Source organism: Microbacterium sp. P26, assembly GCF_023712585.1.
Taxonomy (GTDB): domain Bacteria; phylum Actinomycetota; class Actinomycetes; order Actinomycetales; family Microbacteriaceae; genus Microbacterium; species Microbacterium algihabitans_A.
The window spans coordinates 213,939-236,498 of record NZ_JAMAXZ010000005.1 but is presented as its reverse complement, the minus strand read 5'-3'; the positions used below and the strand labels follow the sequence as shown (position 1 = coordinate 236,498).

Genomic DNA, 22,560 nt, shown 5'->3' with positions numbered 1-22,560 from the left:
GACCGCATGATCCTGCACGCCGCGCTGTTCACCTGGAAGGCCGACGTCGGCGACGAGGAGGTGGAGGCGCTGACGGCCGCGCTCGAGGACATGGCATCCGCCCTGCCGATGCTGCACACCTATCGCTGCGGACCGAACCTGCGCCTGCGACCGAGCCCCAGCGACTACGGCGTGGTCGCCCTCGTGGACGATGACGCGGCGCTGACGGCCTACCTCGACTCGCCGCAGCACGCGGCGGTCTACGACGCGCACCTCGCGCGCATGATCGAGACGCGCCAGGCCGTGCAGATCGTCGTGCCCGACGGAACCGCGCTGTGACGCGCATGCGCGCCGCGGTGCTCCACGCCGCGGGAGACCTGCGCATCGAGGAGAGGGAGATCCCGACGCCGGGACCGGGCGAGGCGCTCGTGCGCATCACCGGGTGCGGAGTGTGCGGGTCGGATGCCACCGAGTACACCCGCGGACCGGTGCTGACCGAGCTGCCGGTCGTGCTCGGACACGAGTTCACCGGGACCATCGAGGCGGTCGGCGACGGCGTCGATCTCGCCGTCGGGGCGCAGGTGGTGTGCGGAGCGGGGATCTCGTGCGGGCGCTGCAAGCCGTGCCGCGCAGGACGCACGAACCTGTGTCGCCGGTACCGCACCGCGGGGCTCCAGGTCGACGGGGGACTGGCCGAGTTCGTGGCGGTGCCCGCGGCGACCCTGCTCGACGTCACCGCGAACGCCCTCACCGCCGACACCCTCGCCCTGGCGCAGCCGATGGCCATCGCCGTGCACGCGGTCGCCCGCAGCGGACTGACGGCGGGCCAGGATGCCGTGGTCCTGGGCATCGGCGGCATCGGGGCCTTCCTCACCCACGCGGCGGCCGCCGTGGGCGCGCGCGTGCTGGCGGTCGACCGCTCCACGGAGAGATTGGATCTGGCGCGCGCCCTCGGGGCAGAGTCGACGCTGCTCGCCGGAGAGCGCTCGCTCGCCGAGGCTCTCGCGGACGCCGATCGCGAGGCCGACGTGCTGTTCGAGGTGAGCGGGTCGCGGGCCGGCTGGGACGAGGTCGTCGCCGCGGCGCTTCCCGGGGCGGTGCTCGTGCCCGTCGGCATCCAGCGCGACGAGATCCCCGTGCCGCTGGGCGCATGGACCCTGCGGGAGTACACGATCGTCGGCACCGTCGCGCACGCGATGGCCGCCGACCTTCCGCGCGCCGTCGAGCTCCTCGCCGCGCGTGCGGACTGGAGCGACCTCGCCTCCGAGGTCCTTCCCCTCGACGAGGTCGCCGAGGGGGCGCTCGTGCCGTTGACCAACGGGGGCGCGCGTCAGATCAAGACGGTGATCGACCCCGCCGCGTCGGAGCGTCGACCCGCGCGCCACGGATCGGCGCGCTGAGCGCGCTCAGCGGTCGAGGTCGTCCATCGCGCGCAGCACGTCGACGGCGGAGCCGATCGTGTCGCGCGGGGCGCCAAGGTTCTGTCCCGCCGAGGGCATGGCCTGATTGTGCTCGCGGCGGCCGACGACGAACCAGATACCGCGGGCGATCGCGTCGCTGCTGTTGACGTAGAGATGCGGTCGCACGGAGTCGAAGTGCAGGCTGTCACCGGCGTGCAGCGTGAAGGTGTCGAACTCGAGGCGGAGCGTGAGCTCGCCCTCGAGGAGGTAGGCGTACTCCATGCCCGCGTGGCGCATCATCTTGCCCTCGACCGAGCTGGACGCCCCCGGCTCGTAGGTCACGAGGAGGGCGTCGGCGGGTCCGGCCCCGGCGGCGAGGCGCTCCCAGCGCACGCCGTTCTCCATGTCGAGCACGGCGTTGTCGGCCGCGTGCTGCACCGTGGGGTCGCCCGCCACGGGCTCGGGGGCCGGGGCGGCCGCGCCCACGTGCGAGGTGGGCGAGACGCCGAGCAGCTCGTCGATCGAGATGCCGAGGTGGGTGACCATCGCGTACAGGGTCGAGACGGAGGGCTGGGTCTTGCCCGTCTCGACCTGCGAGATCAAGCTCGCCGAAACCCCGAGCGCGGTGGCCACGCTGCGCAGGCTGAAACCCTTCTGCAGCCGTGCGTCGCGCAATCTGCTGCCGATGTCGTCGGTCATCTCGGCGCCTCCTCGTCCGAAGGCGGCGATCCCCGTCACGGAGCCCCCGCCTCTCGGGGGTCCACGCTACCCGCCGCCGTGCGCCGGGTTTGTGCGCCGCGCCTGAACACCCGCGGCCTCAGCTCCGCCGGGGCACGTCGAGGAGGATCTCGAGGTTCGCCGTCGACCGCGGCATCCGCCCCGCCTCGATCTCGCGCGCGAGGTGGACGGTGTGGGCGTTGTAGGGGGCGTCCTGCCCCGCGGCTTCGAGCACCGAGACGATCAGACCGTTCACCTCGGCGTACTCGCCGTGTCGATCCTTCATCCAGTCCTGCAGCACCGTCGTCTTGGTGTCGGGCAGCGAGAAGCTGTCGAGCACCGCCCCGAGCAGGTCGGAGGCGTAGCGGTCGGGATCGGTCACGGCGTCGTCGGTAAGACCGAAGATCGGAACGAGGCGGCTACCGTCGGCGAGGGCCGCGCGTGCCGCCTCCTTTCCGCACTCGATCATGAAGTCGTGCACGCCGGGGAGCGCCACGGCCGACGCGAGGGGGAGGTCGAGGATGGCGGAGGGCACGAGCTCTCCGGCGTTGGCGACGAGCTTCATCCACTTCGAGGAGCGGATGTCGTCGGAGACGTCCACCCGGCCGGTGTGCGAGAGCACGGCCTGGATCTCGGGTTCGCGGCCCCGGGCGGAGTCGTCGTACGCGCCGACGGCGAACCAGGAGCCGGAGACGGGCGTCTGGCGGTTGACGATGCCGGGCTCGAACATGTTCGAGGCGACCTCGATGACCGCGCCCATCGTGCGGTGCGGCCCCACCGCGGCCGCGATCGCGTCCTGCGTCATGCCGTTCTGCAGCCCCACCACGAGACCGTCGTCGGCGACGTGGGGGGCGATGAGCTCGGCGACCCACCGGGTGTCGTAGGCCTTGACCACGATGAACACGATGTCGAACGGCTCGCGCAGGGTCGCCACCTCGCACAGGTGCAGCGGGTGCACCGGCGTCACGTGCGTCTCGTCGGGCAGCCGCACCTCGATGCCGCGCTCGCGCATGGCCTCGACGTGGGCGGGCCACTGCTCGATGTAGGTGACGTCGAGTCCGGCGCGCAGCAGGTCGGCGCCGATACTGGCCCCCTGTGCTCCGGTTCCGAGCACGGCGATCCGGGGGTTCGCTCTGGTCATGGGTCCTCCTCGACTCCGACAAGCGTTTGCTGTGACTTTACAAATCTGCGTGTGACTGTACAGTCGCGTGTAGTTCAGCACAACGTCGGGTCGAGGAAGACCCCACGGATCGCGAAGGAGCGAGCATGCGCACCCTCATCCGCAACGTGGCCGCGGCCACCGTCGACGATCGGCTCGGGGACGTCCCGCGCACGGACATCCTCATCGAGGACGGGGTGATCCGCGAGATCCGCCCCGACATCTCCGCGGCCGACGCCGAGGTGATCGACGGCCGCGACAAGATCGCCATCCCGGGCATGGTCGACACGCACAGGCACACGTGGCAGACGGCGTTGCGCGGCATCCTCGCCGACGGCAACATCCCCGACTACCTGCGCGGGATCCGCCTGCACATGGCGCCGCTGTACCGCGCCGACGACATGTACGCCGGCAACTACGTCGGCGCCCTGGACGCCCTCAACTCCGGCATCACCACGATCGTCGACTACTGCCACAACATCCTCGACCCCGACGGTGCGCACGCCGCCGTCACGGGACTGCGGGATGCCGGCATCCGGGCCCTCTACGCCCACGGGCTCACCCCCATCACCACCAACACCTGGAGTCAGTCGCGCGGCGGCTCGGCGGCCGGGTCGGATCCCGCGGCCCTCGCCACCCGCGCACGGCTGGCGACCGAGATCCGCGAGCGCTACTTCTCCAGCGACGACCAGCTCCTGCGCTTCGGGATCGCCCCCCAGGAGCTCGCGATCGCGCCCGTCGCCGACGTCGCGGCGGAGTTCCGCCTCGCGAGGGAGCTGGGGGCGCGCATTACCTTCCACGCCAATCAGGTCATGGTTCGCCAGCTCTTCCAGGACGTCGAGGTGCTGCACGCGCACGGCCTCCTCGCCGAGGATCTGCTGCTTGTGCACTGCACCTTCAACACCCCGCGCGAGTGGGAGCTGCTGGAGGGGAGCGGGGTGACGGTGTCGGTGTGCGCCGAGACGGAGATGCAGATGGGCATGGGATACCCCGCCATCGCGGAGACCACCGCCCACACGCCCGGGCCGAGTCTGGGTATCGACTGCGTCTCGGGCAACGGCGGCGACATGCTCTCGCACGCGCGTCTGGTGCTGCAGGCCTCGCGATACCGCGCCGACGAGCCCGAGTACGCCGCCATGCGCGCCCCCCAGCGCATGGCGTGGACGACGCGCGACGCCCTGCGGTGGGCGACGCTGAACGGGGCGCGGGCCGCGGGTGTCGACCATCTCGTGGGCTCTCTCACGCCGGGCAAAAGAGCCGACATCGTGCTGGTGGACATGTCGGGCATCAGCCAGGTGGGGTGGAACCGGGAGGATCCGACCGGGGCGGTGCTCTCGCAGGGCAACGCGGGGTGCATCGACACGGTGTTCGTCGACGGAAAGGTGGTCAAGCGCGATGGCGCGCTCGTCCACGTCGACGTGCGCGCGGCGACCGACGCGCTCGAGCGCTCCCACGAGCACCTCTACGCGCAGATGGGCGGGGCGCGGTCGTTCATCCCGCAGCCCCCGATCGATATTCCGCTGTACCGGGAACGCGCCTGAGGTGCAGTTCGACTGCACGTTGTGCAGCAGAGTGGTAACAAATACTTGACATGTTCAGTCAGGCTTTTTAGCATCCAATCACGAAACACCACCGGCGCGACGACGCTCCGGTTCGACGAGGGAGTCACCATTCCATGAGCACGCGCACGCTGCTGCGGGGAGGGACCGTGATCACGGCGGTCCGACCCGGCGAGGTCCTCACCGACACCGACATCCTGATCGGCGCCGACGGCACCATCGAGGCCATCGGTCGGGGGCTGGATGCCCTCGACGCCGAGGTGATCGACGTGCGGGGCCGCATCGTCCACCCCGGCTTCGTCGACACCCACCGCCACACGTGGCAGTCGGTCGTGCGCAACCTCGCGTCGGACTGGTCGTTGACCGAGTACCTCGCCGGACTGCACACGGGCCTCAGCAAGCACTTCCGCCCCGAAGACACCTACACCGGGAACTACCTCGGAGCCCTCGAGGCCCTCGACGCGGGGATCACCACCCTCGTCGACTGGTCGCACAACCTCGCCACCCCCGCGCACGCCGACGCCGCCGTGGCCGCGCTCAAGGACACCGGCATGCGCGCCGTCTTCGCCCACGGCGGCGGAGCCGACCAGTGGGGGAGCCTCCCCTCGGCCAACGTGCACCCCGACGACGCGCGTCGCGTCCGCGACGAGCACTTCTCCTCCGACGACGGCCTGGTCACGATGGCACTCGCCCTGCGCGGACCGCAGTTCGTCACCCCCGAGGTCAACGTCGCCGACTTCCGCCTGGCCGCAGACCTCGACCTGCGCGTCACCATGCACGCGGGAGACGGGTACTGGGGCAAGTCCGGACCGATCCACAAGCTCGCCGCCGACGGGCTGCTGTCGGACCGCATCACCTATGTGCACTGCTGCACGCTGGCCGACGACGAATTGCGCCTCATCGCCGACAGCGGCGGGACCGCCTCGGTCGCCCCCGACGTCGAGATGCAGATGGGACACGGTTTCCCCGCCACCGGCCGCCTGTTGCGCGCCGGCATTCGTCCCACCTTCTCGATCGACGTCTGCAGCTCGAACGGCGGTGACATGTTCGCCACGATGCGCACCGCGATCGGCATGCAGCGCGCCCTCGACAACGCCCCCTCGGTCGACACCGGTGAGGTGCTGGAGCGCATCAGCCTCACGTGCGCCGAGGTGGTGCAGTTCGCCACGATCGACGGCGCCCACGCCGCGGGCCTGGCCGACAAGACCGGCTCGATCGCGGTGGGCAAGGCCGCCGACGTCGTGGTGCTCGACGACCGCTCGCTCGCCCTCACCCCGCTGAACAACCCCATCGGCAGCCTCGTGTACTCGGCTCACCCGGGCCTCGTGCGCGATGTGTTCGTGCAGGGGCGCCGGGTGAAGAAGGACGGCGAGCTGGTCGGCGTCGACATCGCGAAGCTGAAGGCGGATGCCGAGGCCTCGCGCGAATTCCTGCTCGGCGAGATGCCCGAGGCGCGTCTGGACGGCACGTGGCACCCCGCTCTGGTGACGGCATGACCGACCTCGCGGCGCCCCCGCGCACCGCGCCCAAGGACCACGGTCCCGCCGCGCGCACGGTGCTGGCTTGGCCCGGCACCCGCGCGTTCATCGCGGTCGCGGCGCTCTTCGTGATCAGCCCGCTGATCGCCCCGGGGAGTGTCGGACCGACGGCGATCGTGTCGATGCTGCCGTTCGCCGCCCTCATCGCGATCGTCGCGATCGGTCAGACGCTCGTGATCCAGCAGGGCGGGCTCGACCTCTCGATCCCCGGGGCCGTGACCCTCGGCGCGCTCATCGTGGCCCGCTTCGGCGGGGACGATGCGCTGGGTCTGCCCGCCGCGATCGTCACGGCCGTCGTGGCCGTCGCCGCCTTCGGCCTGGCCAGCGGTCTCGTCATCACCCTGTTCGGTCTTCCGCCGCTCGTGGTGACGATCGCGGTCAACGCGCTCATGATCGGCACGGTGCAGGCGGTTTCGGGCGGATTCGCGACGCAGAGCCCCGACGCCCTGAACCAGTTCGCGTTGAGCCGCTGGGGTGGCATCCCCGTCCTGGTGTTCTTCGCCCTCGCCCTGACCCTCGTCATCCACGTCGTCTTGAAGATGACCCGGCTCGGGCGCCGCTTCGAGCTGGTGGGCGAGAACCCGCGCAGCGCCGCGAACCTCGGCATCGGCACCCGCGGGTACACGATCGTCGCCTACGTCCTGTCGGCCGCGCTCGCCGCGGCGGGCGGCATCCTCCTGGCGGGGCTGCTACGCACTCCGACCCTGACCGCCGGCGACGACTACCTCCTGCCCTCGATCGCCGCCGTGGTCCTGGGTGGCACCGCCCTCACGGGCGGACGCGGCAGCGTCGTGGGCACGGCGCTCGGCGCCCTCTTCCTCGCCCAGCTCACCCAGCTGGTCCAGACGTTCACGCAGGCCACCGCCGTGCAGAACATCGTGCAGGCGCTCATCATCGGCGTCGGCATCGTCGCCCAGTTGCAGCTGGGCGGCACCACCTCCCGCATCCGGAACCTCATGCGACGTCGGCCCATGGTCTGACATCCCGATCGCCCTCGCCCGCGAGCCCTCCGCGGCCGGCGGGGCGGTCCGTCGCGCCCTCACCCGTTCTTCCACCCGATCACCACTCGAAGAGGAGTACCCCATGATCACCACAGCACCCGCGCGACGAGCAGGTCTCGCCGCCATCGCCCTCGGCGCCCTCGTGCTCGCCGGTTGTTCGTCGACCAACAGCGCCGGCGGCGGAACCGGCGGCGAAGGATCGAGCAACCTGACCGGCGACATCGCCGCCGGCAGCACCGGCACGATGTCGCAGTTCACCGACATCTCCGGCATCTGCCCCTCCGACGAGAGCGAGAAGGTCTCGGTCGGCGTCGTCGACGGATACGGCACCAACACGTGGTCGAAGACCGTGCTCGCCGAGATCGAGAGCGAAGCGGCCAAGTGCGCCGCGATCTCGGGCGTCGAGTTCATCGCCGGTCGCGGCGACCTCGAGGCCACCACCTCCGGCATCACGAGCCTCGCGGCCAAGGGCACCGACATCATCCTCGTCATCCCCGACGCCGGCCCCGGCGAGGCGCACCTGCCCGCGATCCGTCAGGCCACGCAGGCCGGCTCCACCGTCGTGAACTTCGCCTCCGACCCCCAGGGAACGGCGGGCACCGACTACCTCGACTACGCCGACCAGATCCCCTCGTTCGTGGGCAAGTCGAAGGCCCAGTGGATCGTCGACCGGCTCGGCAGCGCCGGCGGCAACGTCGTGTTCTTCGGCGGCCCCTCGGGCGCCCTGGTCTCGACCCAGGAGTACGCCGGAGCCAAGGAGGTCTTCGACGCGAACCCGCAGATCACGCTCGTCAACAGCGAGCCGATCTGGACGAACTGGGACCCGGCACAGGCGCAGCGGGCCATGGCCGGTGTCCTGTCGCAGGGAACGCCCATCAACGCGATCATCGCGGACTACGGCGCATCCGCCTCGGGCGTGATCCGCGCGTACGAGGCGGCGGGCCAGACCCTGCCGATCCTCACCTCCACCGACGACAACTCCCTCAGCTGCGGCTTCGCCGACCTGAAGGCGAAGAACCCCGGCTACGAGCTGGCCACCGTGTCGTCGCGCACGTGGATCGGCCGCGTGGCCCTGCGCAAGGCGCTCGCCGCGAAGTTCGGCACCGCCGATGACGAGCCCTCGCTGTACGAGCTGTCGCTGTTCGAAGACTCCACCGGTTCGGCCGAGGGGTCCAAGACGCCCGAAGAGGCCTGCCTGCCCGACGCGCCGTCCGACGCGACGCCGTCGACGCTGCTGAGCTCCGACGAGATCACGAAGCTGTTCGGCTGATGAACGAGACCCCCACGGCCGTGGCCTCCGCACTCACTCTCTCGGGCATCACCAAGACCTACCCCGGTGTCACCGCTCTGGACGCGGTCTCGGTCGACATCGCCGCCGGTCGCGTGCACGCCGTGCTCGGCGAGAACGGCGCCGGAAAGTCCACGCTCGTGGGGATCGCGGCCGGATCGGTGGTGCCGGATGCCGGGACCATCGGTCTCGCCGGCCGCGAGTTCGACCGCATCCGCCCCGCCGAGGCGCGTGAGGCGGGGCTGGCGATCGTCTACCAGATCCCCGCCCTGGCGCCCTCGCTGAGCGTGGTGGATGCCGTGCTGCTGCTCCTGCCGGCGAGCAAGCGCCCCTCGCGGCGCACCGCGGCGGCGTGGGTGACCGCCCACTTCGCCCGTCTCTCGCTGTCGATCGACCCGCACGCGCAGGTGTCATCGCTGTCGTTGCGCGAGGCGCACCTCGTCGAGATCGCCGCCGCCCTGGCATCCGATCCCCGGGTGCTCGTGCTCGACGAACCGACCGAAGCGCTCGGACCGGAGGAGACGGCCTGGCTGTTCGGCCAGGTGCGCTCGCTCCTGGCCGACGGGGTGGCGATCGTCTACATCACCCACCGCATCCCCGAGGTGATGGAGATCGGCGACGACCTCACGGTGCTTCGCGACGGTCGTGTCGTGGGCCGCGGTCTCGTCGAGGACTTCTCGGCCGACGAGGTCGTCGAACTCATCGTCGGACGCTCGCTCGAGACGACCTTCCCCGACAAGCCGGCCGCTCCGGCGGCATCCGAGACCCCCGCCCTCGAAGTCCTCGAGCTCAGCGGCGAGGGGTACGAGAACGTGTCGTTCTCGGTCTATCCCGGACAGATCATCGGTCTCGCCGGTGTCGAGGGCAACGGCCAGCGGCGCGTTCTGCGCGGCATCGCCGGCAGCGGCTCGAGCGACGGCCGGGTGCTCGTGGGCGGGCGCGAGATCTCGGTGCGTTCGCGCCGCTCCGCCGCGGCGGCGGGGGTCGTCTTCCTCCCCGGCGATCGCATCGGCGAGGCGATGTTCGGCAAGATGTCGATCCGCGAGAACGCCGTCGCGGGCGCGCTGGGTGCGGCGATGCCCGGCGGTTTCGTCCGCCGTCGCCGCGAGTACTACCTGACCCGTGAGGGAGTGGCCGGTCTGGCTGTGAAGACGCCGCACTTCGAGGTGCCGGTGTCGGCGTTGTCGGGTGGCAACCAGCAGAAGGTTCTGCTGGCGCGGGGCCGGCTCGGCGACCCGAAGGTGCTGCTCGTCGAAGACCCGACGCAGGGAGTGGACGCCGGCGCCCGCGTCGACATCTACGCCTTCCTGCGCGAGCTGGCCGCCTCCGGTGTCGCCGTCGTCGTCCTGTCGACGGATGCCGTCGAGCTCGAGGGACTGTGCGATCGCGTCGTTGTCTTCTCCCGTGGGCGCGTGCAGACCACCCTCGTCGGCGACGAGGTCGACGAGCGCGCCATCACGGGAGCCGCGGTGATGTCGTCGGAGACGGCATCGGTCGAAGTGGCCGTGCACGCGCGACGCTCGCGCTCGCGGAGCCTCTTCGCCGGAGAGACGCAGGCGGTCGTGCTGCTCGGGCTCGCGGTGGCGCTGTCGATCGTGACGTCGTTCGTGTCGTCGGCCTTCCTCAGCCCGTTGAGCATCAGCCAGCTGCTCGCGGCGGCGAGCGTGCTCGTCTTCGTCGGCTTGGCACAGCTCGTGGTGGTGATGACCGGGGGCATCGACCTCAGCATCGGATCCGTCACCGCCCTGTCGGCGGTCATCCTGTCGTTCTTCGCACAACAGGGCCTCGCCTTCTTCCTCATCGGCGTCGTGCTCGCCCTGGCCGCGGGTGCCGCGGTCGGCTTGATCAACGGCCTCCTCGTCACCCGGCTCTCGCTGCCACCGGTGATCGCGACCCTGGTGAGCTCGATCGCCGTGCTCGGGGTGGCCCAAGTGCTCCGCCCGAGCCCGGGGGGTGCGGCCCGCGCCGACGTGCTCACGACCCTCGGGCTCGCGATCGCGGGAGTGCCGATGATCCTCGCCCTGGCCGTCGCGCTCGCCGTCGTGATGTGGTTCGTCATCCAGCGCACCCGCGGGGGCCGCGCGCTGCGCGCCGCCGGGTCCGACCCGGTCAAGGCCAACCGCATGGGCGTGCGCGTGCCGCGCACCCGGCTGCTGGCATCCGTCGCCGCCGGCACCCTCGCCGCCGTCGCGGGCCTCGCGGTGTACTCGCGCTCGGGTATCGGCGACGCGAACGCCGCGCAGGCGCTGACGCTCACCTCGGTGACAGCCGTCGTCATCGCCGGCGCGAGCATCTTCGGCGGGTCGGGGTCGGCGCTCGCCGTCGCGGCGGCAGGGCTGCTCCTGCAGACGGTGACGAGCGCGCTGGCGTTCCTCTCGCTCGGTCTGTCGTGGCAGTACTGGATCCAGGGCGCGTTCGTGCTGTTCGCGGCCGTCGTGCCGCTGGTCATGCTGCTCGTCCGCCGCCGCCGCCCCTCGAGCGTGCGGTCGGGCTGAACGCCTTCTACCGCGACATCCCCTCTTTCAGCCCTCTAGGAAGGCCCAACATGAAGAACACCGGAACCACGGGCACCAACGGTGTCGACTGGGAGGCGCGCGTCGACTTCGATCGTCTGCGCGACGAACGGCTGGCGCGGGTCAAGGCCGAGCTCGACCGCTCCGAGCTCGGGGCGGTGCTCGCCTTCGACTTCTCGAACATCCGTTACATGACGGCGACCCACATCGGCACGTGGGCGATGGACAAGCTGATCCGCTTCAGCCTGCTCACCCGCAACACCGATCCGATCTCGTGGGACTTCGGCTCCGCGGCGAAGCACCACGCGCTGTACAACCCATGGCTCGACGTCACGACCTCGGAGATGGATGCCGACCCCCACGCCCCGCACGAGGGCACCAAGCGTCCGCGCCTCGAGTCGGGGGCCCGCGCGGGCATCTCGACGCTGCGCGGGGCGTTCCCCCCGGATGCCGGCATCGCCGAGGAGGTCGCGCGCAAGATCAAGCGCGAGCTGGAGAAGTTCGGCGTCGCCGACCAGCCCCTCGGCGTCGACGTGATCGAACTGCCGATCCTCTTCGCCCTCCAGCAGGTCGGCATCCGCGTCGTCGACGGCCAGCAGGTGTTCATGGAGGCCCGGCGCATCAAGACCGGCGATGAGATCCGGCTCCTGACCCAGGCCGCGTCGATGGTGGATGCCGCCTACGAAGACCTCTACCGCTTCCTCCGACCCGGCGTCCGCGAGAACGAGGCTGTCGGCCTCGTCGCCAAGACCCTCTACGACCTCGGGTCGGAGTACGTCGAGGGCGTCAACGCCATCTCGGGCGAGAGGTGCTCCCCGCACCCGCACGTCTTCTCCGACCGGCTCATCCGCCCCGGCGACCCCGCGTTCTTCGACATCCTGCACAGTTGGAACGGCTACCGCACCTGCTACTACCGCACGTTCGCGGTGGGGTCGGCGAGCACGAAGCAGAAGGACGCGTACACGCGGGCCCGCGAGTACATGGATCGTGCGATCGCGCTCGTCCGCCCTGGTGCGACGACGGCCGACATCGTCTCGGTGTGGCCCACGGCACAGGAGTTCGGCTTCGCCGACGAGGAGGCGGCGTTCGCGTTGCAATACGGACACGGCGTGGGGCTGTCGATCTGGGAGAAGCCGATCTTCTCGCGCCTGGTGTCGTTCGATCACCCCGAGGAGCTCAAGGAGGGCATGGTCTTCGCCCTCGAGACGTACTGGCCCTCGGCCGACGGATGGGGCGCGGCGCGCATCGAGGAGGAGGTCGTGGTGACGGCCGACGGGTGCGAGGTCATCACCAAGTTCCCCGCCGAAGAGCTGCTCATCGCGGGCCCGCGTTACATCGCCGTCGGCGGTCCCCTCAACAACCAGCGCGACTCGCAGTCGCACTTGAACACCACGTGGGGCCGCGGGGAGCAGTGATGGCATCCGTCGGTTTCCTCGGCCTCGGCTCGATGGGCGCGGCGCTCGCGCGCCGGCTCGTCGACGCCGGTCACGACGTGCACGTGTGGAACCGCTCGCGCGGAGCCGTCGACGACCTCGTCGCGGCGGGCGCGGTGGCATGCTCGGCGCCCGCGGACGCCCTGGCGTTCGAGGTGTCGTTCTCGATGCTCGCCGACGACGCCGCGGCCCTGGGGGTGCTGGATGCCGGCACGGTGGCATCCGCTCCCGGAGGCGTCCACGTCAACCTCGCCTCCATCAGCCCGGCGGCGGCGGCGGAGCTGCGGTCGCGCTTCGCCGCGGCGGGATCGGGGTACGTGGCGGCGCCAGTCCTCGGCCGGCCCGCGGTGGCCGCGGAGGGCAAGCTCAACGTGCTCGTCGCGGGGGAGGCGGCCGCCGTCGAGGCCGCCGCGCCGTTCCTGGAGCTCTTCGCCGCGCGCCTCTGGCCCCTCGGCGCCGAGGCTCCGACGGCCAACGCGGTCAAGATCGCGGTGAACTACGACATCATCCACGCGATCCAGGCGATCGGCGAGTCGGTCGCCCTGGTCGAGGCGCGGGGGGTCGACCCGCGCCTGTTCGTGGAGATCCTCACCTCGACGCTCTTCGGAGGAGTCGTCTACGGCGGGTACGGCGGAATGATCGCTGCGCAGGCCTACGACCCGCCCGGCTTCGCCATCGGTCTCGGGTACAAGGATCTGCGGTTGAGCGCCGAGATCGCCGCCGAGACGGGCACGCACCTTCCGACCCTCGCCGCGCTGACGGCCGTGTTCGAGCGCGCGATCGACGACCCCGACCTGGCCGAACTCGACTGGGGCGCGGCCGCCGAAGTGACCCGCCGTGGTCTGCTCGCGGCATCCGACGACGACGACGAAAGAGGAGGCGCAGCGTGACGCGCAGGTATCTGGTGGTGGGCGGGACCTCGGGCATCGGGCGCGAGATCGCCGCCTCCCTCTCCGCCGACGGACACGAGGTGACCCTGACGGGTCGCGATGCGGGCGTCGCGGCGGCGGTGGCGGCCGAGATCGGACCGAACGTGCGGGGCATCGCCGTCGACATCTCCGAGCCCGAGCACATCGCGCCCGCCCTCGCCGACGTCGGTCCTCTCGACGGCCTGGTGCTCGCCGCCATCGAGCGCGACGCCAACACCGTGCGTGAGTACGACATCGCCCGCGCTCGGCGCCTCGTCACCCTGAAACTCGTGGGGTACACCGAGACGGTGCACGCGCTGCTCGATCGGCTCGTGCCGCAGCGCTCGACGGGCATCGTGCTCTTCGGCGGTCGCGCGAAGGACGCGCCCTACCCCGGGTCTGTCACGGTCTCGACGATCAACGGCGGGGTCGAGGGACTCGCCACCGCGCTCGCCCTGGAGCTCGCGCCCCTGCGCGTGAACGCCCTGCATCCGGGGATCATCGGCGACAGCCCCTTCTGGGCCGGCAAGCCCTCGGGCGTGCTCGAGGGGTACTCGTCACGGACTCCCGGAGGCGAGCTGGCGACGATGGCCGACGTCGTCGATGCGACCCGATTCCTGCTGCACAACGAAGGAGTCTCGGCGGCCAACCTCTACGTCGACCGCGGGTGGCGCATCACCTGAGCGCGGCGTCGGCGTCGAAGATCTCCGGATGCCGTTCGAGCTCGATGCGCGTGCGTCGGATGTGCCGCTCGAGCACGTGCGCCGCCTCCTCGGCGTCGCCGCGGCGCAAGGCGGCGACGAGGAGGCGATGGTCGTGGTGGGCCGCGCCGTCGTGACGCGCGTGCGCGGCGGCGACGAACGCGCGGCGGTAGTGGTGCGTGCGGTTCCAGAGCCCCACGACCGTGTCGCTGAGCATCACGGTGCGCGCGGGGGCGTACGTGAGGAGGTGGAAGGCGCGGTCGTGCACGAGGAACTCCTCGGCATCCGCCCCCTCCATGAGATCGGCGAGACCGTCGAGCTCGTCGAGGTCGGCGGGGGTCAGCAGGGGAGCGCTGAGGCCGAGCAGCACCGGTTCGATCCGCTCGCGCACGAGGTAGAGCTCCTCGCACTCCGCGAGGGTCAGGCGCGAGACCCACGCGCCGGAATTCGCGACCAGGGTGACGAGTCCTTCGGACTCGAGCAGGCGCAGGGCCTCCCGCACGGGGAGGCGGCTCGTGGTGTGCCGGGCGGCGAGGTCTTCTTGCCGGATCCGCGTGCCGGGCGGGTGGACACCGCGCAGGATCTCCTCGCGCAGCACGTCGGCGATCCCGGTGCCGGCTCGCCCGTGATCACGCATCGGGGGGAGGGCACCGCTCATTCGGCGGGCCTCGCGGGGTGCCAGAGCAGCGTGGGCGCGTCGCGCTCGTACGCCTTGCCCTGGGGATAGCTGACGAGCTCGAACTGCATGCCCCACGGCGCGCGGAAGTAGATCCATCGCTGTCCGGCCGATGCGGCCCCGCTGGAGACCGGCTCGCCCATCACCTCGACGTCGTGCGCGCGAAGGTGGGCGATGGCGGCGTCGAGGTCGTCGACGTACAGGGCGAGGTGGTGGCCGCCGATGTCGCTGTTGCGCGGGGGAGGGGCCTGCCCGTCGGCGGCGTCGTAGGCGAACACCTCGAGGTTGGTGCCCATGCCCAGTCGGTAGAAGCGGATCTCGCGGATGGCCGTGCGCGGGTGCACGCCGAGCTGCCGTGTCATCCAGTCGCCTTCGCCGCTGCGGCCCGGAAGGGTGTACACCGGCTCCGCTCCGAGGACGCCGACGAGGAAGGTCTCGGCCTCGTCGAGATCGGGCACGGTGACGCCGATGTGGTCGCTGCCGCGCAGTCCGGGAAGTCCCATGCCGTTCTCCTTCATTGGATCCAGTCGGACGTCTTTTGCGCCCATACTGCCGCACTTCTTCGGTCTCGCGCCTTGTATTGGAGACAATCGCATCGTACAGTGACGGTGAACATTCTGTATAGAAAGACGCAACGACGCGTGAGGAGCGACATGGCCAAGCGGAAGCGGCTGACCACCGGTGTCGAGTGGGTGCAGCTCGAGACGACGCCCGCCGATTGGAAGGCGGCCGACCCGGCCCTGCTGGGCACGATGCTCGGTCAGCTCCACCTCATCCGGGCGTTCGAGGAGGCGGTCCTCGACCTCGCCGGCGCCGGCCTCGTGCACGGCCCCGCGCACTCCAGCATCGGCCAGGAGGGCGGAGCGGTCGGCTCGATCGTCGGCATGCGGTCGACGGATGCCGTGAACGGCTCGCACCGCGGACACCACCAGTTCCTCGCCAAGACCCTGACCCACGTGTCGAACGGAGTGCTCGACCCGAGCGCCCTCGTCACCCCCGACGTGCAGACCCTGCTGGACCGCACGCTGTCCGAGATCCTCGGCTTGGCGTCGGGCTTCTCGGGCGGCCGCGGCGGCTCGATGCACCTGCAGTGGCTCGAGGCCGGGGCCCTCGGCACGAATGCCATCGTCGGCGGAGGTGCGCCGCTCGCCACCGGTCACGCGTGGGCGCAGAAGCACGCCGGCACCACCGACGTCTCGGTCAACTACTTCGGCGACGGCTCGAGCCAGATCGGGTCGGTGCTGGAGTCGATGAACCTCGCCTCGACCTGGAAGCTCCCGGTCGCCTTCTTCATCGAGAACAACCTCTACGCCGTCTCGACGCGCGCCGAAGAGGCCAGCGCCGACACCCGCTTCTCGGTGCGCGGGCAGGGCTTCTCGATCCCCGCCTGGCGCGTCGACGGAATGGATCCCCTCGCCGTGCACCTGGCCATGGGCGAGGCGTTCGAGCGCATGCGCTCCGGTGAGGGGCCCGCGGTCGTCGAGGCCGAGGTGTACCGCTTCTTCCACCAGAACGGCCCGTACCCGGGGAGCGCCTTCGGCTACCGGACGAAAGACGAGGAGGGGCAGTGGCGCGCTCGCGATCCGCTGGAGCGGGTCGCGAGCGAGATGCGACGCCTCGGGCAGATCGACGAGGCCGAGGCGGCCACCGTCCGCGAGCAGGCGGTCACCGCCGTCGCGCAGTCGGTCGCCGCGATCGTCGAGGCCGACCCCGATCGCCCCGGTCGCCGCCGCATCCGCCCCGAACTCTGGCCCGATCCCGCCGTGGTCGACACGGGCATCCGCGGCGACGCCTCCGAACTGGCCGACCTCACGGCGACCGAGCCGAGCGAGTGGTCGGGTCCGTGGCGCGACGCCAAGTTCGTCGAGGCCGTCGCCCAGACGATGGATCGGCGGATGCAGACCGACCCGCGCATCATCGTGCTCGGCGAAGACGTGCACCGCCTCGGTGGCGGCACGAACGGCGCGACGAAGGGACTCGCCGAGAAGTACGGTCCCGATCGCGTGATCGGGACGCCGATCAGCGAGAACGGGTTCTTCGGCGCCGCCGGCGGCATCGCGATGGACGGCCGCTTCCGGCCGGTCGTGGAGTTCATGTACCCCGACTTCATGTGGGTGGCAGCCGACCAGGTGTTCAACCAGGTCGGCAAAGCGCGCCACATGTTCGGCGACAACAACACGATGCCCCTCGTTCTGCGCACCAAGGTCGCGATGGGGTCGGGCTACGGCTCGCAGCACCTCATGGACCCCGCGGGCATCTTCGCCACCCAGGCCGGGTGGCGCATCGTCGCGGCCTCGACCGCCGCGGACTACGTGGGACTCATGAACGCCGCGCTCGCCCTCGAAGATCCGGTTCTCGTCATCGAGCACGTCGACCTGTACGGCACGCCCGATCGCGTGCCCGACATCGACCTCGACTACATCATTCCGCCCGGAAGCGCGGCCGTCCGTCGTGCGGGAGAGGACGTGACGGTGCTGACCTACCTGTCGATGGTGGGACACGCCCTCGAGGCGGTCGAGCAGACGGGGGTGGATGCCGAGGTGATCGACCTGCGCTGGCTCGACCGCGCGTCGCTGGACTGGGACACGATCGGCGAGAGCATCCGCAAGACCAACGCCGTCCTCATCGTCGAGCAGGGCTCCCGCGGTCCGTCGTACGGCGGGTGGCTCTCGGACGAGATCCAACGGCGCTTCTTCGACTGGTTGGACCAGCCCGTCGAACGCGTCACCGGAGGCGAGGCGAGCCCCAGCATCTCGCGGGTGCTCGAGAGGGCGGCCATCGCCCGCACAGAAGAGGTCGTCGCGGGTCTGGAACGCGTGCGCGCGGCAGGGGGGATGAACTGATGGCCATCGTCGTCCGCATGCCCGAGATCGCCACGGGGGCCGCCGAGGCCGCCATCCAGAGCTGGCTCGTCGAGGTCGGGAACCCCGTCCGCGCGGGCGAGGCGCTCGTCGAGATCGAGACCGAGAAGGCCGTCGTCGACTACGAGGCCGAGCGCTCCGGCGTGCTCGCCGGCATCCTGCTCGCGGCGGGGGAGGCCGCGGCCGTCGGCGTGCCGATCGCCGTGCTCGCCGAGGAGGGCGAGAGCGTCGATGCCGCGCTCGCCGCTGTCGGCGGACCCTCCGCGACGGATGCCGTTTCCGCCGACGACAAGGACGGGGCGACGGATGCCGCCGACGCGGCCCCTCGCGTGCCCGCCGTGCCCGCCCGCGGTGCCGAAGAGGTCATCGCCGCCGCGCCCGAGGAAGCGGCATCCGCCCCCGCCGCTCCCGCGACGCCCCCGACCTCTCGCACCCCCGACGCGGCTCCGGTCGCCGCCCCCGCGGGGGAGGAGCAGCGGCTCTTCGCCTCGCCCCTCGTGCGGCGTCTCGCCGGCGAACGGGGCATCGACTTGCACGACGTGCCCGGCTCCGGCCCGCGCGGACGCATCGTGCGCCGCGACCTCGACGCGTACGTCCCTCCCGCCGCCGCGGAGGCCGACGACGCGGTTCGGACCGCAGCCGTTCCCGCCACCGCGCCGGCCGGAAACCCCGAAAGGAGCGCTGACCCCGTCGGTGCCGCCTTCGGGGACGTGCCCCACACCGGCATGCGCCGCGCGATCGCCCGGCGTCTCGCGGAGTCCAAGGCCACGGTCCCGCACTTCTACCTGCTGGCCGATTGCCGCGTCGACGAGCTGCTCGCCCTCCGCGCCCGCATCAACGACGGACGCAGCTCGCGCATCTCGGTGAACGATCTCGTGGTGAAGGCCGTCGCGGGAGCCCTCCGCGACGTGCCCGAGGCGAACGCGATCTGGACCGACGACGCCACGCGCCGCTTCACCTCGGCCGACATCGCGGTCGCGGTATCGGTGCCGAGCGGCCTGTCGACGCCGGTGGTCCGCGGCGCTGATCGCCTCTCGGTGTCGGAACTCGCCGCCACTGTGCGCGATCTCGCCGAGCGGGCGCGCGCCGGCACGCTCAAGCAGCGTGAGATCGAGGGCGGGTCGTTCTCGGTGTCGAACCTCGGGATGTACGGCACCACCTCGTTCTCGGCGATCATCAACCCGCCGCACGCGGGGATCCTGGCCGTGGGGGCGGCGACGAAGCGACCCGTCGTCGACGACGACGGCGAGCTGGCGGTGGCGACGGTCATGTCGGTCACCCTGTCGGCGGACCACCGCGTGCTCGACGGGGAGCTCGCCGCCCGCTGGCTCGCGGCCTTCGTCGCCCGCATCGAGAACCCGCTGCAGATCCTGCTCTGAGGGTCCGCGCCGAGGATTCTCCTCTGAAAGCGCGCCGAACACCCCGGGTCGCGTTGCCCGCGCGGTGAGATCACGGCACGCTGGGTCGAGGACGAGGTCTCGTCCCTTCGACTCACGAAAGGAACGCCCATGCCCCGCATCGCCGTCATCGGAGGCACCGGCTACGCCGGCAGCAACATCGTGACCGAGGCCGTGCGCCGTGGTCACACGGTCGTCTCGGTCGCGCGCACGGTGCCCGCCGAGCGCGTCGAGGGTGCCACCTACATCGAGGGGACCGTGCTCGACGTCCCCGGCCTGGTGGCGGAGCTCGAGGGCGTCGACGTGGTCGTCTCGGCCGTCGCCCCCCGCGGCGACATGGAGGGCAAGCTGCGTCCCGCGATCGCCGAGCTCGTCGCGGCCCTGCCGGAGAACGTGCGCATCGGGGTCGTGGGAGGGGCGGGCGGATCGCTCGTCGCCGAGGGCGGGCCGCGCCTGATCGACACCGACGGTTTCGCCGAGGAGTACAAGCCCGAAGCGCGCGAGGCCATCGGCATCCTCGAAGACCTCGAGGCCGACGACACCGGACGCGACTGGTTCTACGTGCACCCCGCGGGCGGCTTCGGCGCCTGGGCCCCGGGCGAGCGCACCGGCTCGTACCGCGACGGCGGCGCCGTGCTCGTCACCGACGACGAGGGCAACTCCTTCATCGGCGGTGCGGACTTCGCGGTCGCCGTCATCGACGAGATCGAGAACCCGAAGCACTCGCGCGAGCGTTTCACCGTCGGGTATTGACCCGCGGAACATCGAGGCCGCGGCATCCGGATCAGCTTCCGGATGCCGCGGCCTCGGTCGTTCTGCCGTGTTCGGTCCGTCAGACCAGGTCGCGCCAATCGACCAGGTCGGTGTCGGTGGTCGGCACCTCGCCCGTCGATGGGGCGTCGGCGTCCGACACCGTCGGGATCGACAGCGTGTCGGTGGGAGGCCCCATCACGGTGGCCTCGTCGCGGCGGTGACGCAGCACGTCGTCGATATACGAGCTGACGACCTCGGCCAGCGGCACCGACCGGCCCCGCGCCTGCGACATGTACCAGCGGTGCTCGAGCACCTGGTGGAACACCTCGGCGGGCTCCAGCTTGGCGCGCAGGTCCCAGGGGATCGCCATGACGATCGGCTCGAACACGCGGGTGAGCCACTCGTGCGCGACCATCTCCTCGTCGGCGCCGAGACGCGAGACGCGGGCGCGGAACTCGTCGAGGTCGTTCAGCAGGCGACGAGCCTGGTTCTCCTCGACGTCGAGTCCGGTGAGCCGCAGCAGGCGACGCTGGTGGTGACCGGCATCCACCACCTTCGGCTGGATCGACACCCGGGTGCCGTCGCTCGCGGTGCGGATCGACATCTCGCCGATGTCAAAGCCGAGGGCGTTCAGGCGGTGCACGCGCTCGGTGATGCGCCATGACTCGTCGACGCCGAAGGACTCCTTGTCGGTGAGCGCGCCCCACAGCGAGTGGTACGACGACACCAGACCGTCGGCGACCGCGACCGCGTCGACGCCGCCCTCGAGGCGTCCGCCGGCTTCGAGGTCCATGATCTCGCCCGCGATGTTGATGCGCGCGATGTCGAGGTCGTGGGCGCGCTGGCCGGGGGTCAACCTGTTGCCGTGCAGCTCGCCCGTCTCGGCGTCGACGAGGTACGCCGCGAACTCGCCCGCGTCACGGCGGAAGAGCGTGTTCGACAGCGAGACGTCGCCCCAGTAGAAGCCGACGTTGTGCAGACGCACGAGCAGCACCGCGAGGGCGTCGACGAGACGCGTGGCGGTATGGGGGCGCAGCACCTGGGTGAACAGGGCGCGGTAGGGGAGCGAGAAGCGCAGGTGCGCCGTCACGAGAGCCGCGGGAAGCGGGCGACCCGAGGCGTCGGTGCGCCCGGCGATGACGGCGACGCGGTCGACGCACGGGGCGTCGAGGCGGTCGAGGTTGCCGAGCATGTCGTACTCGCGACGGGCCATCTCCTCGGTCGTCTCCTTGATCGCGACGACCCGACCCGAAAGGTTGGCGAAGCGCACGAGGTGACGGGAGATGCCCTTCGGCAGGGCCACGATGTTGCTGCTGGGCCAGTCGGCGAGACCGGTCGACCAGGGGAGTTGCAGAAGCCCCGGGTCGACGGTGCTGGCGGTGATGCTGAGCGATTCGGACACGGATGCCTCCGGGAAATGAGGCGGCGCGCCCCCGCCCGAGAAGATCCGGGTCGGGGACGCGCCGCGTCGGTGCGTGGGTCAGGCCGAGGCGATGGCCCGGTTGGTCAGGCGCTCGCCCGACTCGAGGTCGAAGACGTGGATGTGTCCGGGGACCGGGGCCAGCACGACCGTCTCGCCCGCGTTGGGGTGACGGCGACCGTCGACGCGCGCGACCAGGTCGGTGCGCTTGCCGTTGATGTCGGTGTGACCGTAGAGGTAGCCGTCGGCGCCCAGCTCCTCGACGAGGTCGACGACGACCGTGAGGCCGCGGCCGTCGGCCGGGGCGACCTGAATGTCTTCGGGGCGCACACCGATGGTGACCTCGGAGCCGTTGGCCTTGCCCATGGTGTCGGCCTCGATGGGAACGACCAGATTGCCGAACTGCACGCCACCCTCGGCCAGGTCGGCCGTGAACAGGTTCATCGCGGGCGAGCCGATGAAGCCGGCCACGAAGACGTTCTTGGGGGTCTCGTACAGGTCGCGCGGGGTGCCGACCTGCTGGAGGAGGCCGTCCTTGAGCACGGCGATGCGGTCGCCCATGGTGAGCGCCTCGGTCTGGTCGTGGGTGACGTAGACCGTGGTGACGCCGAGGCGACGCTGCAGCGACGCGATCTGTGTGCGGGTCTGCACGCGGAGCTTGGCGTCGAGGTTCGACAGCGGCTCGTCCATGAGGAAGACCTGGGGCTGACGCACGATGGCGCGGCCCATGGCGACGCGCTGACGCTGACCACCCGAGAGGGCCTTGGGCTTGCGGGTCAGGTACTGCTCGAGGTCGAGCAGCTTGGCGGCCTCGAGCACGCGGGCGGCGCGCTCTTCCTTGCCGACGCCGGCGATCTTGAGCGCGAAGCCCATGTTCTCGGCCACGGTCATGTGCGGGTACAGCGCGTAGTTCTGGAAGACCATCGCGATGTCGCGGTCCTTGGGCGGGACGTCGGTGACGTCGCGGTCGCCGATGAGGATGCGGCCGGAGTTGACCTCTTCGAGGCCGGCGAGCATGCGCAGCGAGGTGGACTTACCGCAGCCGGAGGGGCCGACGAGAACGAGGAACTCGCCGTCTGCGACGTCGAGGTTGAGCTTGTCGACCGCGGGGCGGGTTCCGCCCGGGTACAGACGGGTTGCGTTGTCGAAGGTGACGGACGCCATGTTTTCTTCTCCTTCACCGGCAGGTACGTGCCGGACGATCCGTAGTGAATGGAATGAACGGGGGCGACCCCGTGCGCCCGACGTTGGACGCAG

General features: G+C 70.9%; 19 protein-coding genes. 13 read left to right on the top strand and 6 right to left on the bottom strand.

What is annotated here, in order from left to right:
- Positions 1-6: 6 nt before the first annotated feature.
- Both M3667_RS11780 and M3667_RS11775 read left to right on the top strand, forming a co-directional pair.
- Positions 7-318 carry a Dabb family protein gene (locus tag M3667_RS11780; RefSeq protein WP_251508195.1) on the top strand — a complete coding sequence of 104 codons (312 nt, stop codon included), beginning with the start codon at positions 7-9 and terminating at the stop codon, positions 316-318.
- Between the two features lie 5 nt (positions 319-323).
- Entirely contained in the window at positions 324-1,379 is a 1,056-nt protein-coding gene (locus M3667_RS11775; RefSeq protein WP_251508246.1) for a zinc-binding dehydrogenase, read from the top strand.
- A 6-nt stretch (positions 1,380-1,385) separates the two neighbouring features.
- Here M3667_RS11775 and M3667_RS11770 read toward each other — a convergent pair whose 3' ends face one another.
- Both M3667_RS11770 and M3667_RS11765 read right to left on the bottom strand, forming a co-directional pair.
- A complete protein-coding gene (locus tag M3667_RS11770) occupies positions 1,386-2,078 on the bottom strand; it encodes a helix-turn-helix domain-containing protein (protein ID WP_144833854.1) in 693 nt (230 codons plus the stop codon).
- A 118-nt stretch (positions 2,079-2,196) separates the two neighbouring features.
- Positions 2,197-3,237, bottom strand: coding sequence for a ketopantoate reductase family protein (locus tag M3667_RS11765; RefSeq protein WP_251508193.1), 1,041 nt, complete (start codon positions 3,235-3,237; stop codon positions 2,197-2,199).
- Positions 3,238-3,362: 125 nt separating this feature from the next.
- Here M3667_RS11765 and M3667_RS11760 point away from each other — a divergent pair, with 125 nt between their 5' ends.
- The 8 genes from M3667_RS11760 (at position 3,363) to M3667_RS11725 (ending at position 14,178) form a co-directional block, all read left to right on the top strand.
- Positions 3,363-4,796, top strand: a complete 1,434-nt coding sequence (locus M3667_RS11760) for an amidohydrolase family protein (RefSeq protein ID WP_251508191.1) — start codon at positions 3,363-3,365, stop codon at positions 4,794-4,796.
- Positions 4,797-4,930: 134 nt separating this feature from the next.
- Positions 4,931-6,310 carry an amidohydrolase family protein gene (locus tag M3667_RS11755; RefSeq protein WP_251508188.1) on the top strand — a complete coding sequence of 460 codons (1,380 nt, stop codon included), beginning with the start codon at positions 4,931-4,933 and terminating at the stop codon, positions 6,308-6,310.
- Complete coding sequence (locus tag M3667_RS11750) at positions 6,307-7,332, top strand: ABC transporter permease (RefSeq protein ID WP_251508186.1); 1,026 nt, start codon at positions 6,307-6,309, stop codon at positions 7,330-7,332. The genes M3667_RS11755 and M3667_RS11750 overlap by 4 nt, the downstream gene beginning before the upstream one ends.
- Before the next feature lie 103 nt (positions 7,333-7,435).
- Positions 7,436-8,623: a substrate-binding domain-containing protein gene (locus M3667_RS11745; RefSeq protein WP_251508182.1), complete on the top strand. Its 1,188-nt coding sequence runs from the start codon at positions 7,436-7,438 to the stop codon at positions 8,621-8,623.
- A complete protein-coding gene (locus M3667_RS11740) occupies positions 8,623-11,136 on the top strand; it encodes an ATP-binding cassette domain-containing protein (RefSeq protein WP_251508180.1) in 2,514 nt (837 codons plus the stop codon). The genes M3667_RS11745 and M3667_RS11740 overlap by 1 nt, the downstream gene beginning before the upstream one ends.
- Before the next feature lie 50 nt (positions 11,137-11,186).
- On the top strand, positions 11,187-12,569 hold the full coding sequence (locus M3667_RS11735) for a Xaa-Pro peptidase family protein (protein WP_144833868.1): 1,383 nt from the start codon (positions 11,187-11,189) through the stop codon (positions 12,567-12,569).
- Positions 12,569-13,477: an NAD(P)-dependent oxidoreductase gene (locus M3667_RS11730; RefSeq protein ID WP_251508178.1), complete on the top strand. Its 909-nt coding sequence runs from the start codon at positions 12,569-12,571 to the stop codon at positions 13,475-13,477. Before M3667_RS11735 ends, M3667_RS11730 begins: the two co-directional genes overlap by 1 nt.
- Positions 13,474-14,178 carry an SDR family NAD(P)-dependent oxidoreductase gene (locus tag M3667_RS11725; protein WP_251508175.1) on the top strand — a complete coding sequence of 235 codons (705 nt, stop codon included), beginning with the start codon at positions 13,474-13,476 and terminating at the stop codon, positions 14,176-14,178. The genes M3667_RS11730 and M3667_RS11725 overlap by 4 nt, the downstream gene beginning before the upstream one ends.
- Here the strand turns inward: M3667_RS11725 and M3667_RS11720 are convergent.
- Together M3667_RS11720 and M3667_RS11715 are read right to left on the bottom strand one after the other, a co-directional pair.
- The gene (locus M3667_RS11720; RefSeq protein WP_251508173.1) at positions 14,171-14,854 is read right to left on the bottom strand and encodes a GntR family transcriptional regulator; all 684 of its coding nucleotides are present in this window, start codon (positions 14,852-14,854) and stop codon (positions 14,171-14,173) included. The two genes, M3667_RS11725 and M3667_RS11720, sit on opposite strands and share 8 nt — an antisense overlap.
- Positions 14,851-15,375: a VOC family protein gene (locus M3667_RS11715; RefSeq protein ID WP_251508172.1), complete on the bottom strand. Its 525-nt coding sequence runs from the start codon at positions 15,373-15,375 to the stop codon at positions 14,851-14,853. The genes M3667_RS11720 and M3667_RS11715 overlap by 4 nt, the downstream gene beginning before the upstream one ends.
- Before the next feature lie 150 nt (positions 15,376-15,525).
- Between M3667_RS11715 and M3667_RS11710 the strand changes: the two genes are divergently transcribed.
- The 3 genes from M3667_RS11710 to M3667_RS11700 all read left to right on the top strand — a co-directional run bounded on the left by M3667_RS11710 (position 15,526) and on the right by M3667_RS11700 (position 19,883).
- The gene (locus M3667_RS11710) at positions 15,526-17,715 is read left to right on the top strand and encodes a thiamine pyrophosphate-dependent enzyme (RefSeq protein WP_251508170.1); all 2,190 of its coding nucleotides are present in this window, start codon (positions 15,526-15,528) and stop codon (positions 17,713-17,715) included.
- Positions 17,715-19,112: a 2-oxo acid dehydrogenase subunit E2 gene (locus M3667_RS11705; protein ID WP_251508168.1), complete on the top strand. Its 1,398-nt coding sequence runs from the start codon at positions 17,715-17,717 to the stop codon at positions 19,110-19,112. The genes M3667_RS11710 and M3667_RS11705 overlap by 1 nt, the downstream gene beginning before the upstream one ends.
- 129 nt (positions 19,113-19,241) lie before the next feature.
- Positions 19,242-19,883, top strand: a complete 642-nt coding sequence (locus tag M3667_RS11700) for an NAD(P)-dependent oxidoreductase (RefSeq protein WP_251508166.1) — start codon at positions 19,242-19,244, stop codon at positions 19,881-19,883.
- Positions 19,884-19,962: 79 nt separating this feature from the next.
- Here the strand turns inward: M3667_RS11700 and M3667_RS11695 are convergent, their stop codons facing one another.
- Both M3667_RS11695 and M3667_RS11690 read right to left on the bottom strand, forming a co-directional pair.
- On the bottom strand, positions 19,963-21,285 hold the full coding sequence (locus M3667_RS11695; RefSeq protein ID WP_251508165.1) for a DUF4032 domain-containing protein: 1,323 nt from the start codon (positions 21,283-21,285) through the stop codon (positions 19,963-19,965).
- Between the two features lie 78 nt (positions 21,286-21,363).
- A complete protein-coding gene (locus M3667_RS11690) occupies positions 21,364-22,467 on the bottom strand; it encodes an ABC transporter ATP-binding protein (RefSeq protein WP_251508163.1) in 1,104 nt (367 codons plus the stop codon).
- Between the last annotated feature and the right edge of the window lie 93 nt (positions 22,468-22,560).